This is a genomic window from Rhizobium croatiense, from assembly GCF_019793465.1.
Taxonomy (GTDB): Bacteria; Pseudomonadota; Alphaproteobacteria; order Rhizobiales; family Rhizobiaceae; genus Rhizobium; species Rhizobium croatiense.
Genome location: NZ_JAILYJ010000016.1, coordinates 72913 through 86718, shown reverse-complemented (window position 1 = coordinate 86718; position 13806 = coordinate 72913). Strand labels below are relative to the sequence as shown.

Here is a 13806-nt window from a genome sequence, read left to right as displayed (position 1 = left end):
GAAATGTCTGCTCCTTGAAAATATGACCCGTTCCTCTGTGAAACCTTGAAAGGAAACGCCCGCCGGCTGGTTTTGGTTTCAGCGTGTTACCAGTTGAGGCGATAGCGCAGATTGACGCTGCCGGCTTCATCGTCCGAAAACGGGTTGTTCATCGACGCATCGAGATTGAGATTCGGCAGGATCGTCTGGCTGACGGCCACCGAACTGGAGAAGTCGCCGCTGACATTGCTGAGGCCGGCGCCGGCCGAAAGCGAGGTTCCTGTCCAGGGATGAATGAGTTTCAGCGCCTGCGACGCCGTCACCGAGGTCTGTCGGGCATCGACCGGGTCATAACCGACGCTGACGGAGCGGCTCGATTGCATGTCGAGCGAATCCGACAGGATCCAGCTGCGCGAACGGCTGAGCGTCAGCGCGCCGCTGCCGCGCAGCGTATCAACGCTGACCTTCACACCCCGCTGTGATTGGCCGGCCGGTGTGACGTTCGTTCTCACGATTCTGCCCCAGAGCATCGCCTGCTCGGAATCGGGCAGCGGCGCGCCGCCTTTCGTCGCGGCCAGCGCAATGTCGGCGCCGGCGCTTGTTTCCCATTCCGCCGGCAGGCGAAAACCCATCGTCGCCTTGTACGACCGGTCCGAAAGTTTGGCGGGCGACCAGATCAGCAGGTCATCTGCCTTTGCCGCCGCGGGGAGCGAAAAAGGCAGCACGGTGAAAAGAATGCAAGCTATCTTGAATATCGTCATGTGACCCGATCGTTTGACAAGCTTGCTCGCCGAACGGCGCGATGCCGCAGCAAAAGTGAGCACAGCGAACCCGCAAGGGAGCAGCGCGGCCAAGCCGTCCATCCCAATGTCATCCTCGATTTAATGTGTGGCCGAAACGGCCGACGGCAGCCAGGTGCCTGTTCAATGGACGCCGGGGCGCCCTTGGATACCCATGCGGCCATGAGCGGCCGCCTGAGATTCACGATTCCCTCAGGAATGTTGCCAGGATCACATCTCGCCGCCGCTCTGTAAACCCCTTGAGGGCCGAAATCTGCTGCACCGCACACTTGCCGCACCCTCCAAACCCTAGTAGAGCCTGAGCCTACGAGACAAATTTTCGCGAAATTCACATGACGACCGGCAAAACGGCGCCGCGGCGCCTCAGCATCTTCGGTTCGACCGGTTCGATCGGCCGCAACACGCTCAATGTCGTCGAACACCTGGGCGGACGGGACAACTTCGAAATTTCCGTGCTGACCGGCAACGGTAATGTCGAATTGCTGGCCCGGCAGGCAAAAGCATGGGGCGCGCGACTGGCGGTGACAGCCAGCGACCGGCATTACGAATCGCTGAAGAGCGCGCTTTCCGGCAGCGGCATCGCGGTCGCCTCGGGAAAATCAGGCCTTATGGAAGCCGCCGATCGCGAAGCCGACTGGGTGATGGCGGCAATCGTCGGCACGGCGGGTCTTGCGCCGACACTCGCCGCCGCACGCCGCGGCGCCGATATCGCCCTTGCCAACAAGGAATGCTTGGTCTCGGCCGGCGATCTCTTCCTCAAATCGATTCGTGAAGGCGGCGGCAGGCTGCTTCCCGTCGACAGCGAGCACAATGCGATTTTCCAGGTGCTGGAAGAAAACCAGCGCCACGCCGTCGAACGCGTCATCCTGACGGCATCGGGCGGCCCCTTCCGCACCGCCTCGCTCAAGGAGATGGCCGATGTGACGGTGGAAACCGCGCGCGCCCACCCGAACTGGTCGATGGGCTTGAAGATTTCGATCGACAGTGCCTCGATGTTCAACAAGGCGCTGGAAATGATCGAAGCCCGGCATCTGTTCGGCCTGACGCCCGAACAGATCGAGGTCATCCTCCACCCGCAATCGATCATTCATTCGATGGTCGGCTATACCGATGGCTCCGTCCTGGCTCAGCTCGGCGCGCCCGATATGCGCACCGCCATCGGTTATGCGCTGTCCTTTCCGCGCCGGCCGAACCTGCCGATCGAGCGGCTGGATTTCGCCAGGCTCGCGAGGCTGGATTTCGAGGCGCCTGACGAGGTGCGGTTCCCGGCACTCCGGCTGGCGCGTCTCGCGATGATCCGCGGCGGTGTCCAGGGCGCCGTGCTGAACGGCGCCAAGGAAGTGGCGCTGGAAGCCTTCATCGAAGGACGCTTGTCCTTCCTCGCCATGGCCAACATCACCGAGAGGGTCATGGACGATCTGGCCCACCTGCCGCCGGCTGCCGAAATGGACGATGTTTTCAGCGCCGACAGCCAGGCCCGGCAGCGGGCTTCGGAATTGATGAAGCTGGATCTCGTCGGCTGAGGCCTACGACATAATCCCTTAAGCGCTGTAACGGCTGCAATTACCGCAGCCGGTTGCCGCCTTCGTCGAACAACCGGCAATCGGCCGGCTCAAACAGCAGGCTGACCTCATCGCCGGCCGCGATGCTGACCGGCGAACGATGCTCGACCGTCAGCGATTGGCCGTCGCCGAGCTGACAGTAGAGATATTGCGTTCCCCCGAGATATTCCGAGAAATCGACCGTGGCGACCAGCCTGCCAGACCGATCGGGCGCCACCTTCAGATGTTCCGGCCGCAGACCGAGCGTTACTGCGCCTCCGGCCGGCCGGCCGGTGCAGGACAAGGCGCTTTCGATGCGGACGCCAGCGACCTCGACCCGGCCTTGCTCGGCAGCGCGGGCATTCAGCAGGTTCATCCGCGGCGAACCGATGAAGCCCGCCACGAAGGTATTGGCGGGATCTTCGTAGATCTGCCGCGGCGTTCCGGCCTGCTCGACCCGGCCATCGCGCAACACGACGATCTTGTCGGCAAGCGTCATCGCCTCGGTCTGATCGTGGGTGACATAAATCATCGTGTTGCCGAGTTCGCGGTGCAGGCGGGCGATCTCGATGCGCATGGAAACGCGCAGCTCGGCATCGAGATTGGACAGCGGCTCGTCGAACAGGAAGACATCGGGCTTGCGCACGATCGCCCTGCCGATCGCCACGCGCTGGCGCTGGCCGCCGGAAAGCTGTCCGGGCCGCCGGTCGAGAAGGTGGTCGATCTTCAGGATTGCAGAGGCGGCCTTGACGCGCGTCTCGATCTCGGCGGCGCTTGTGCGCGCCATCTTCAAGCCGAAAGCGAGATTGTCCCGCACGCTCATATGCGGGTAGAGCGCGTAGGACTGAAAGACCATCGCAATGCCGCGTTCGGATGGATCGAGATCGGTGACGAGACGTCCCTTGATCTCGATCTCGCCGTCGGTGACGTCCTCGAGGCCGGCGATCATGCGAAGCAGCGTCGATTTTCCGCAGCCGGACGGTCCGACGAAAACGACGAATTCGCCCTCATCGATCGTCAGATCGATCCCATGGACCACCTGCAGATTGCCATAGCTTTTTCGCACGTCCTGGAGCACGACGCTCTTATTGCCCATACCGTTCGTCATCCCCAAACGACCTACTTGTCCGCCTGGACCCAGACGAGCATCTCTCCGGGCGCGCGGTTGTCCCACAGATGATAGGGCACGAAACGCGCCGTGGCGACCCGCCGTTCGGCCGGCGCCTTGCGATAGAGCGGCCCTCCCCAGTTCGACGTCTCCTCGCGTTCGACCTTGAGATCGAGGGCGACGGCATCGTTGAGATCCTTCAGCACGACGGTTTCGGCAGCCGGCAGCGCGCGTGGCAGGACGATGGCGTTGAGATCCTCGCCATTATCCGTCGTTTCCACGCAGTAGACGAGCGGACCGCGCATCAGCGCGACGCGCCCGGCATCCTGGCGCACCTTCGGATTGGCATATTGCGGGCGCAGCGAAAGCGGCAGGTGAAGGGCGACGCGATCGCCGTCGGCCCATTGCCGATCTATCCTGGCATATCCGTCACGGATATTGGCGCCGAGGTCGAGCATCGTCCCGTTGACGCTGAGGGTTGCGCCCTCCGCCCAATCGGGAATGCGCAGCGACAGCGCGAATGCCGCCGGCTTTTTCATCCTGGCGGAAAAGGCCACCGCACCGTCCCACGGATAGTTGGTGGTCTGCTCCAGTTCCACCTCGGCGCCGTTGGCAAGCTTCAGCCGCGCGGTGCTTTCGCCATAGAGATGCACGGCGATCTCGTCGTCGGCGACGGCATACATATAAGAGCCGATTGAGGTCACCAGCCGGGCGATGTTGGGCGGGCAGCAGGGGCAATGGTGCCACTTCCACCGGTGGTGCTTGCCCGCACTTTCCAGCGGGTTGTCGTAGAAGAAGGTCTTGCCGTCGGTCGAAAGCCCCGGCAGCGCGCCATTGTAGAGCGCCTGTTCCATGATGTCGGCATAGCGGCGGTCCGGACCGCGTCCGAGCATGCGGCTCGCCCAGAACACCAGGCCGACGGAGGCGCAGGTCTCCGCATAAGCCGTGGCATTGGGCAGATCGTAGTAATCGGTAAAACCTTCATTCGATGCGGCCGGCCCGATGCCGCCGGTGATGTACATCTGCTTGGTCGTCAGATCGTCCCACAGCGTTTCCAGCGCCGCCGTCAGGCTGTCGTCTCTGTATTCGGTGGCGATGTCGGCCATCCCGGAATAGAGATACATGGCGCGCACGGCATGGCCGACGACCTTCTTCTGCTCGCGCACCGGCTGGTGCGCCTGCCCATATTCATAGGTCTTCTGATGATAGTCGGACAGGCTGCGGCCGTCGCGAACGGCCTCCGCCGTGAAGAAATGCGGCTCAGTGCCGCGTTCGTCGATGAAGAATTTCGACAGGTCGAGATATTTCTTCTCGCCCGTGACCCGGGCAAGCTTGACCAGCGCGAGCTCGATCTCCTCATGGCCGCAATAGCCGGGGATCCGGCCTTCGCCATGGCCGAAAACCTTGATCATGTAATCGGCATAACGGCACATGATGTCGAGCAGCTTGCGCTTGCCGGTCGCCTGATAATAAGCGACCGCCGCCTCCATCAGGTGTCCGGCGCAATAGAGTTCATGATGATCGCGCAGGTTGGTCCACCGGCGGGATGGTTCGACGCGCTGGAACCAGGCGTTCAGGTAGCCGTCCTTGTCCTGCATCCGCTCATACATGTCGATGATCTCGTCGGCGCGCGCCTCGAGCTTCGGGTTCGGCCGGCGGTAGAGTGAATAGGCGATGGTCTCGATCGACTTGCCGAGATCGGAATCCCAGAACATCTGCGTCGTCCCGCCCCAGGGTTGAATGGGAATGACGACGCCGGGGCTTGGCTGATTGACATCGATCGCCTTGAGCATGCCGGCCTCGACGCAGCGGTCGAGCAGCGTCTCGGCGGTGGAATTGCAGACGGCATCCTGCCATTTGCCCCAGAAGCCGCCGAGATTGACATCGGGAACGGCGACGGGACGGAACTGGCGGTCATTGCTTGATTTGGTCATGGGCTCGACTTTCTCTCGTTCATTTCACCGCGCCGGCCATCAGCCCGCGCATGTAGTAGCGTTGCAGGAGCAGGAAGACGATCAGGCATGGGATCGTCATGACGATGACGCCGGCCTGGACCGCTCCCCAGTTGATGGCGCCAAGGCGGCCGGCGCGGACCGCCGTCATCAGCACCGGCAGGGTGTATTTCTCGTTGCTGGAGAGCAGCACGAGAGCGGCGAGAAACTCGTTCCAGGCATTGAGGAAGGCAAAGATCGCCACCGTCGCAACACCGGGCAGCACCAGCGGCAGGAGAACACGCGCCAGCAGCCTGAGGTCACGCGCCCCGTCGATCCGGGCGGCCTCCTCGATCTCCTTCGGCACGGCGTCGAAGGCGTTGCGCATCATGAAGACCGAGAAGGGCAGCTGCAGCGTCACATAGACCAATGTGAGCCCGAGCAGCGAATTGTTGAGGCCGAGCTTTGCGAGGATGATGAAGAGCGGCGTCAGGATCGACTGGAACGGGATCATCAGCGTGGCGATGATCAGCACGAAGAGCGCATTTTTCATCGGGAAGCGATAACGCGAGAAGCCGTAGCCGGCGAGCAGGCTGACGAGAACGGTCAGCACCACGGTGGCGACCGACACGAGCAGCGAATTGATCATATGCTGCCAGATGCCGGCGCCGAACGTATCGAGCAGCGCATAGGCATCGAAGCTGATGCCCGATGTCGGCCAGGGCGGCAAGGGCGGCAGGCTGGCTTCCGTGCCCTGCCGGAAGGAGGCGAGCAGCGTGATCGCGAAGGGCGCCAGGAAGAAGATCGAAATGGCGATGCCGGTGAGATGATAGACGGACTTCACGCGGATCGCCTTGCGCGTCCGGCGTTCCCTTGACGTGGTCATGGGCGTTCCTCCCCGACGCGCAGCAGCCAGAGCTGCACGATGCTGATCGCCACCAGGATGGCGAGAAGCACGATCGACAGCGCTGCGCCGTAACCGAGATTGAACGACACGAAGGACTGGTTGAAGATGTAGTAGACGACCGAGATCATCTTGTTCTGCGGTCCGCCCGACGTCATGATGTAGAACTGGTCGAAGGCGAGGATCGAGCCGGTGACCGAGACGATCAGCGCCAAGGCGATCGTCTTGCGCATCAGCGGCAGCGTCAGATGCCGGAAACGCTGCCAGCGGCCGGCGCCGTCGATGCGGGCCGCCTCCGTCAGTTCGGAGGGAATGGCCTGCAGCCCGGTCAGAAGAATGATCATGGTGAAGCCGGCGATCTTCCAGACGACCATCACCACAACAGTCAGAAACGCGGTATCGAAAGTCGCAAGCAGATTAGGGCTCTTTTCGACGACACCGAGCGCCTTCAAGGCCGGGCCGATGAAGCCGCTATCGACATTGGCAAGCCAGACCCAGAGCAGCGAGGCCGTGGCAAGCCCCACGACGACAGGCAGGAAGATGATCGTGCGATAGGCGCTGACGAACTGCCGTTCCTTTTCGACGAAGATGGCGAGCGGAAAGGCGACGGCGAAGATCGCGATGGTGACGACGACCGTGTAATAGGCGGTGAAATTCAGCGCCGTCATGAAGCGGGTGTCGTTGACCATGCGGTAATAATTGTTGAAGCCGATCCAGCGCGACGCCCCCATCAGCGGCCAGTTGTGCAGGCTCATCCATCCCGTGAACAGAACCGGCATGATGAAGAAGACGATGACCAGCGCCATAGCAGGCGCGATGTAGAGAAGGCCGCGCCAGTTCGATCTGCGCCGTCGCCTGCGCCGAGGCAATAGAATCTCTGAGCCGGAACCGGTCATCGAAACGCTCCGCATCTTTGAATTGGAATTGGCCGGGAAGCTGCCACCGCTCCCCGGCCGCGGCCACGGGAGAGTCTACTGGCCGCTATCGATGATCGATTGCATTTCCGACTGGGCGCTCGAAAACGCGCCGTCGACATCGTCGCCGAAGATGGCGGCGTTGGTGAAGCTTGCCCACGGGCCGTTGGCGCTGTTGATCAGATCGTTGAACTGCAGCGTATAGGGCGTCTTTGCGACGCTGATCGCCTTGAGGCCGACCTGCATGCGCGGATCGAGGCCCTCCAACACCTTGTCGGCGATATCGCCGCGCGTCGGCAGGCTGCCATATTTCGCCATGATCTTCTGGCCGTCCATCGAATAGATATATTCGAGGAACTCCTTCACCGCGTCGATCTTCTTCGTGCCCTTGGTGATGACGAAGTTGTCGCCGCCGGCAAAGGATGAAGGCTTGCCATCGACGCCGGGAATGAGGGTCACGCCGAAATTGATCTCGGGATGCTGGGTCACCAGCGTTCCGATGGCAAAGGCGCCGAGGCTTTGCTGGCCGATCTTGCCGTTGGTGAAGGTCAGGAAGTTCGTGCCGTTGTCGCTGGCCGCACCGGCCGGCACCAGGTCTTTCTTGACCATGTTGCGGTAGATGTCGACCGCCTTGCGCATCTTGGGCGTATCGAGCGTTGCCGTCTTGCTGTCGGCCGACAGGATGTCGGCGCCAGCACCCCAGACGAGCGGCGTGAAGGTGAAGATCATGCAGCCGCCGCAGCCGCCGCCGGAGAAATAGAAGCCGTAAGTGTCGTCACCCAGCGCCCGGATCTTCTCGGCGTTGGCGGTGATTTCCTCCCAGCTCGCCGGCGCTTTCTCCGGGTCGAGACCGGCCTTCTTGTAGAGATCCTTGTTCCAGGCGAAGACCGAAGTCTCGACCGAGAGCGGCAGACCGTAGACCTTGTCCTGATAGGTGCCGAGGCGGACATGCGACGGCGACAGCGAATTGAAATAGGGAAGCGATTTTGCCCAGTCCGTCAGGTCTTCCAGCTGGCCGGCCGCGGCAAAGGCGGGGTTGTAGATGAGATCCATCGAGAGCGCATCGGGCGCCTGCCCGCCGGCGATCGCGGTTGCATATTTCTGCACCAGTTCGGAGAACGGCACTTCGGTCATCACGACCTTGTTCTCATGGCTGGAATTATAGGCTTCGACGACCTTCTTGAAAGCGTCGCCGATCCCCGAGCGAACCCACATTTCGACATTTTCGGCAGCCGACGCAGCCGACACCAGGCATAAGGTAGCGATGCCGGTCGCCGCCAATAGACGCTTGATCATGACATTCCTCCCAATATGGCGCATCTCCTCGCGCCTTCTCATTCCCTTGGTCTCACTCCTTGGTCTCATTCCCTGGGGGTTTACCCCCGCATGACTGCCGGACGACGAGCCGGCAGGGCAGCTTCCTGACACCCGGCTCGACCGGCCGTCCTTCCGCAAGCGCCAGCACCGTCAATCCGGCCTGCCGCCCGAGCTCCTTCAGTTCCATATCCACCGTCGTCAGCGGCGGCCGCGTCTGGGCCGCGACGATCTCCCAATTGTCGAAGCCGATGACCGAAACGTCCTGCGGCACCTTGATGCCGCGCTCGCGCAGCGCATCCACCGCGCCGCGGGCGATCTGGTCGTTGCCGCAGAAGAGCGCATCCGGCTTTTCGCCCGGCCTCTTCCAAAGCTGCTCCACAGCGTCATGGCCCCAGCTTTCAGACCAGACGCCGTAAAGCACCGGCTCGCGATGGCCCGCCACCTCATGATAGGCGCCGGCACGCTCCCGCACCGAAAAAAACTCCTCCGGCCCGGTGATATGTGCGATCCGCCGCCGCCCGATCTTCGCGAGCCATTCGACCGCCAGTCTCGCACCCTGTTCATCGTCCGAACGGAAGGTAACGCTGTTCTGCGTCCCCTCGGTGAAGGCGTAGACGACGGGCACATGCAAATTCGACAGATCGACCGGCAGACGCCGGTCCAGCCGCTTGCCCGTCGCAATGATGCCGTCGACCTGCTTGTCCAGCATCGCGTCGACATGGGTCTGGGCGAGCGCCGGATCGTCTTCGATGGCGCACAGGAAAACCGAAACCCCATGATCGACGAGAGCGTCCGAAATGCCCGCCATCACAGGCAGCGTGAAACGGCCATAAGTGTCGGTCGTCAGCAGTCCGATGGTGAAGCTGCGCTTGCTGAGCAGACCTCTTGCCAGCGCATTCGGCCGATAGCCGATTTCGCCGGCGATCCGCTTCACCCGCTCGCGTGTTTCCGCCCCCATCCGGCCGGTATCGTTGAGCGCCTTCGACGCCGTCGAAATACTCACCCCGGCCGCCGACGCCACCTCATGGATGGTGATCCTGCCTCTTTTTCCTCCCGTTAGGTTCAGCGCTTCCTCCTTCTGAAGTGGCTTGAGAAAAGCTTTTACCAATTCTTGTGTCAAGTGAGAAAAGGTTTTCTCATTCAATTCGAAAGGCCGGCATCGAAGAGCTGCTGCACGGTGAAAAGCAAGCGCACGGAAGCCTATCGGTCCTCGAGACCGATAGGCACGTCCCAATGCACCAACGCCGGATGGCACTGTTCAGGCAGAAAGAGGTTTAGGGGCGCAGTCTCACGGCCGCAAAACCGATCGCGGCCAGAACCTCGGATGGAGATTCTGGCCGCGATTCGAACAGGGCAATATAAAGGATCAGGCGACGTGCCGCGCCAGCGCGCAGCGCGACCAGAGCGAATGCAGGGCGTCGACGAGATGAGCGATATCGGCGTCGGAATGCAGCGGCGTCGGGGTGATGCGCAGCCGCTCGGTCTTCTTCGGCACGGTCGGATAGTTGATCGGCTGGACGTAGACGCCGCAATTGTCGAGCAGCAGGTCGGAGATCCACTTGCATTTGGCGGCATCGCCGACCACCACCGGCACGATATGGCTGGGATTGTGCATATGGGGAATGCCGCGCTGGTCGAGCAGCGAGCGCAGCTTGCGCACCCGGTCCTGATGGCGGGCGCGCTCGAACTGGCTGACCTTCAGGTGCTGGATCGAGGCGACCGCACCGGCGGCCAGCGCCGGCGGCAGCGCCGTGGTGAAGATGAAGCCGGAGGCAAACGAGCGGATGAAGTCGCAAAGGGCGGCCGAAGCGGCGATATAGCCGCCCATCACCCCGAAGGCCTTGCCGAGCGTGCCCTCGATGACCGTCAGTCGGTCCATCAGCCCCTCGCGCTCGGCAATGCCTCCGCCGCGCGGGCCGTACATGCCGACGCCATGGACTTCGTCGAGATAGGTCATCGCCCCATATTGGTCGGCGAGGTCGCAGATCTCCTTGATCGGGGCGATATCGCCGTCCATCGAATAGACGCTTTCGAAGGCGATCAGCTTCGGCGCCTTCGGATCGGCGGCTTTCAGCTTGGCTTCGAGATCGGCGACGTCATTGTGTTTCCAGATCACCTTGTCGCATTTGGCGTAACGGATGCCCTCGATCATCGAGGCATGGTTCAGTGCGTCGGAGAAGACTATGAGGCCGGGGATCTTGGCGCCGAGCGTGCCGAGCGCCGCCCAGTTGGAGACATAGCCCGAGGTGAAGATCAGCGCTGATTCCTTGCGGTGCAGATCGGCGAGCTCACGCTCGAGCATGACGTGATAGTGGTTGGTGCCAGAAATATTCCGGGTGCCTCCCGCACCCGCGCCACAGTGGTCGATGGCGGCTTTCATCGCCTCGATCACACCAGGGTTCTGGCCCATGCCGAGATAGTCGTTGGAGCACCAGACCGTGACTTCCTTTTCGCCATCGGCCGTATGGCGCGTCGCGCGCGGGAAGTTGCCGCGGTGACGCTCAAGATCGGCAAAAACGCGGTAACGGCCCTCGGCATGAAGCCCGTTCAGCTCGTTTTTGAAAAACGCTTCGAAATCCATCATATGCTCCAGTATCGCGCGACCGTTCTTGCCGACCGGACGTCCGCGCGTCAATGCTTACCCTTTGCTTTACCATCAACTGCGGCAAAAGGCCCAGTTTTTTGAATGATTCCAGATAAAAAATCTGCGAGCCGCAATCAATCAAATTCATTCCGCAACCCCCCGCCGAAATTTGCGAACTGCATGAAGGGCGACGACAGCCCTTATTGCAAAAAAATCGGCGCACCAGTGGACAACCCATTCTTCCGACATAGTTTTCGGTCTAGCCTGACAAAAAATAAAAGGGACGGCCTTTGCCCATCGGGCAACAACCTCGGAGAGAAAAGATGAAGAAAGCTGTCATACTCGCATTGATCGGCCTGTCGATCGCAAGCTGCACGCCGACCCAGCAGGGCGCCGGCATCGGCGCTGCATCAGGCGCCGTCATCGGCGGCGCAGTCACCGGCAATGTTCGTGGCGCGGCGGTCGGCGCTGCTATCGGCGGCGTCTCCGGCGCCTTGATCGGCAGCGTCGCCGAACAGCCCGGCCAATGCTACTACCGCGACCGCTACGGCCGCCGCTACATCGACACTTGCCCGCGCTGAGCGCCCGCGCAAATCGACAAAATCAGGAAATCCCGGACACGCCTCCGGGATTTTTTGTGCTAAATTAGTGCGCTGGCAATTTAAAATGGTACACCCCGCGCGATTTTGCCGCTAAGCTGTTCACGGCTGGGCAACGAAGCTTCATTGTAGACGTAACCAAAAGCGGCGTATGCGGATTAGAGGGACAGGCCCGAAAACAGGTACTGCGTATCGGCGAACAGGCACCATGATGGTGGTCGCAGCGGCAGCTGCGTTCTCACCGGTCCTGATCGGCGACGCTTATGCCTTCAAGCTTTTTGGCATCACTATCTTCGGCAAGGACGAGGACGAAGCTCAACAGGTGCCCGATCCGGTGCGCTATCAGGTGGAACTTAAGGCCGACACCGCCGATCCCGATCTCAAGGAAGCGCTGGAGAACAGCTCCCGCCTGGTCAGCGACCAGAAACAGCCGGTCTCCGGCGATCTCGGCATCGTCGTCAAGGCGCGCGACGACCGCGAGCGGTTGATTGCCGCCTTGTTTGAAAAGGCCCGCTACGGCGGCGTGGTGACGATCACCATCGACGGCCAGAACATCGACGACCTGCCGCCCAATCCGACCTTCGACCGCTCCGGGCCGATCCCCGTCACCGTCGATATAACCCCCGGCCCCGTCTTCAGGGTCAGGGAGGTGCAGTTCGGCGGCGACGCCGCAGACCGCAATCCTGCCGATTACGACCTCGCCCCCGGCGCCGAGGCCGGTTCGCTCGCCATCATCAAGGCCGGCGACAGAATAGTCGAGCAGTTGAAAAGCGAAGGCCGCCCCTTCGCCAAATTGACCGAACGCAAGGTCGTCGCCGATCACCGAAGCGATACGGTCGACATCGTGCTTGCCGCCGAAGGCGGGCCTGTCGCCCCGATCGGCGATGTCGGCGTTACCGGCGAAAAAACCGTCCGGCCCGGTTTCATCCAGCGTTATTCCCGGCTGAACAAAGGCGAAGCCTACTCGCCGGAAGCGCTGAAGAAGGCGGGCGAGCGCCTTCGCGCCCTCGGCGTCTTCTCGAGCGTCACCATTCACGAAGGCGATGCGTTGGCGCCGGACGGCACCTTGCCGATGACGATTGAGGTTTCCGAAGGCAAGCGGCGCTATTTCGGCATCGGCGCGCAATATTCCACCACCGACGGCTTCGGCGTTCAGGGCTATTGGGGCCACCGCAACCTGTTCGGCGAAGCCGAGACGCTGAGGATCGAGGGCTCGGTCTCGCGGCTCGGCGAAACCACCGATGTCGGCAGCCTCGACTATTCCGCCGGCATCCTCTTTACCAAGCCCGGCGCCTTCTTTCCGGCCGCCACCCTGAAGGCCGGCATCGTCGCCAAGACGCAGAATCCGGATGCCTATAACGCGACGCTCATCACCGCCTCGCTCGGCCTTTCCTACGAATTGACCGATAAGGATACCGTGTCGGCGAGCGGCGAGGTCAGCTGGGAGCGCGACGACGACGCCTTCGGCACGAACGACTATCTGACCTTCACCCTTCCGCTGCAATATGACCGCGACGCCCGCGACGACAAGTTCAACCCGACGGAGGGCTATCGTGCGACGGCTTCGGCAAAGCCCGGCTACGAGATCTTCAATGCCACACCCTATGCGGCGTTCGAAGGCTCTATCTCCGGCTATCTGCCGTTCGGCGCCGAGGATCGCCTGGTTCTGGCCGGCAAGCTTGCCGGCGGCGTGCTGATCGGCGGCGGCGGGATCGAGGACATTCCCGCCACGCAACGCTTCTTTGCCGGTGGCGGCGGTTCGGTGCGCGGATACAGCTATCAGGAAATCTCGCCTTACAACGACAATGGCGACGCCACCGGCGGCCGCTCCTATGTCACAGCTTCGCTGGAGGCCCGCATCAAAATCACCGATACGATCGGCGTCGTTCCCTTCGTTGATGTCGGCACCGTATCGGACAGCACCTTCCCTGGTTTTTCCGATATCCGCGCCGGTGCCGGCGCCGGAATACGATATGCCACACCTTTCGGCCCGCTGCGGCTTGATTTTGCCGTGCCGCTGAACAAGTACGAAGATGGCACAGATTATGGAATTTACGCCGGCATCGGCCAGTCCTTCTAGGATTGCCGGTTCCGCTGTCATGTCCGATCTGTGAGCCGTCATGAAAACG

11 protein-coding genes are annotated in these 13806 nt (G+C 61.9%); 3 read left to right on the top strand and 8 right to left on the bottom strand.

The genetic code is table 11. The features are described 5' to 3' along the window. Positions 1–86 precede the first annotated feature (86 nt). Positions 87–740, bottom strand: a complete 654-nt coding sequence (locus K6M89_RS23575) for a hypothetical protein (protein ID WP_097580703.1) — start codon at positions 738–740, stop codon at positions 87–89. A gap of 371 nt (positions 741–1111) precedes the next feature. Between K6M89_RS23575 and dxr the strand changes: the two genes are divergently transcribed. Further along, a complete protein-coding gene (gene dxr / locus K6M89_RS23570) occupies positions 1112–2302 on the top strand; it encodes a 1-deoxy-D-xylulose-5-phosphate reductoisomerase (protein ID WP_222141183.1) in 1191 nt (396 codons plus the stop codon). A 40-nt stretch (positions 2303–2342) separates the two neighbouring features. On the opposite strand, the gene K6M89_RS23565 is transcribed toward dxr, so the two are convergent. From K6M89_RS23565 to hemA, 7 genes are all read right to left on the bottom strand, one after another. Further along, positions 2343–3428 (bottom strand): ABC transporter ATP-binding protein, encoded by a 1086-nt coding sequence (locus tag K6M89_RS23565; protein ID WP_222141182.1) that lies wholly within the window; start codon positions 3426–3428, stop codon positions 2343–2345. An 11-nt stretch (positions 3429–3439) separates the two neighbouring features. Further along, entirely contained in the window at positions 3440–5362 is a 1923-nt protein-coding gene (locus K6M89_RS23560; RefSeq protein WP_222141181.1) for a glycoside hydrolase family 127 protein, read from the bottom strand. Positions 5363–5381: 19 nt separating this feature from the next. Then, positions 5382–6245, bottom strand: a complete 864-nt coding sequence (locus K6M89_RS23555; RefSeq protein ID WP_097580645.1) for a carbohydrate ABC transporter permease — start codon at positions 6243–6245, stop codon at positions 5382–5384. Beyond that, positions 6242–7159, bottom strand: a complete 918-nt coding sequence (locus tag K6M89_RS23550) for a carbohydrate ABC transporter permease (protein WP_222141180.1) — start codon at positions 7157–7159, stop codon at positions 6242–6244. The genes K6M89_RS23555 and K6M89_RS23550 overlap by 4 nt, the downstream gene beginning before the upstream one ends. Before the next feature lie 75 nt (positions 7160–7234). Then, complete coding sequence (locus K6M89_RS23545) at positions 7235–8473, bottom strand: ABC transporter substrate-binding protein (RefSeq protein WP_097580643.1); 1239 nt, start codon at positions 8471–8473, stop codon at positions 7235–7237. Between the two features lie 52 nt (positions 8474–8525). Continuing rightward, positions 8526–9515, bottom strand: a complete 990-nt coding sequence (locus K6M89_RS23540; protein WP_222141242.1) for a LacI family DNA-binding transcriptional regulator — start codon at positions 9513–9515, stop codon at positions 8526–8528. A 345-nt stretch (positions 9516–9860) separates the two neighbouring features. Next, complete coding sequence (gene hemA / locus K6M89_RS23535) at positions 9861–11075, bottom strand: 5-aminolevulinate synthase (protein WP_222141241.1); 1215 nt, start codon at positions 11073–11075, stop codon at positions 9861–9863. A 326-nt stretch (positions 11076–11401) separates the two neighbouring features. On the opposite strand from hemA, the gene K6M89_RS23530 reads away from it, so the two are divergent. Beyond that, a complete protein-coding gene (locus K6M89_RS23530; RefSeq protein ID WP_003582726.1) occupies positions 11402–11659 on the top strand; it encodes a YMGG-like glycine zipper-containing protein in 258 nt (85 codons plus the stop codon). A 169-nt stretch (positions 11660–11828) separates the two neighbouring features. Continuing rightward, positions 11829–13757 carry an autotransporter assembly complex protein TamA gene (locus K6M89_RS23525; protein WP_222141179.1) on the top strand — a complete coding sequence of 643 codons (1929 nt, stop codon included), beginning with the start codon at positions 11829–11831 and terminating at the stop codon, positions 13755–13757. Positions 13758–13806 lie beyond the last annotated feature (49 nt).

Bases quoted from the DNA above. Each gene is read 5' to 3' on its own strand.
- K6M89_RS23575 (WP_097580703.1), bottom strand. From the start codon at position 740: ATGACGATATTCAAGATAGCTTGCATTCTTTTCACCGTGCTGCCTTTT.
- dxr (WP_222141183.1), top strand. From the start codon at position 1,112: ATGACGACCGGCAAAACGGCGCCGCGGCGCCTCAGCATCTTCGGTTCG.
- K6M89_RS23565 (WP_222141182.1), bottom strand. From the start codon at position 3,428: ATGACGAACGGTATGGGCAATAAGAGCGTCGTGCTCCAGGACGTGCGA.
- K6M89_RS23560 (WP_222141181.1), bottom strand. From the start codon at position 5,362: ATGACCAAATCAAGCAATGACCGCCAGTTCCGTCCCGTCGCCGTTCCC.
- K6M89_RS23555 (WP_097580645.1), bottom strand. From the start codon at position 6,245: ATGACCACGTCAAGGGAACGCCGGACGCGCAAGGCGATCCGCGTGAAG.
- K6M89_RS23550 (WP_222141180.1), bottom strand. From the start codon at position 7,159: ATGACCGGTTCCGGCTCAGAGATTCTATTGCCTCGGCGCAGGCGACGG.
- K6M89_RS23545 (WP_097580643.1), bottom strand. From the start codon at position 8,473: ATGATCAAGCGTCTATTGGCGGCGACCGGCATCGCTACCTTATGCCTG.
- hemA (WP_222141241.1), bottom strand. From the start codon at position 11,075: ATGGATTTCGAAGCGTTTTTCAAAAACGAGCTGAACGGGCTTCATGCC.
- K6M89_RS23530 (WP_003582726.1), top strand. From the start codon at position 11,402: ATGAAGAAAGCTGTCATACTCGCATTGATCGGCCTGTCGATCGCAAGC.
- K6M89_RS23525 (WP_222141179.1), top strand. From the start codon at position 11,829: ATGCGGATTAGAGGGACAGGCCCGAAAACAGGTACTGCGTATCGGCGA.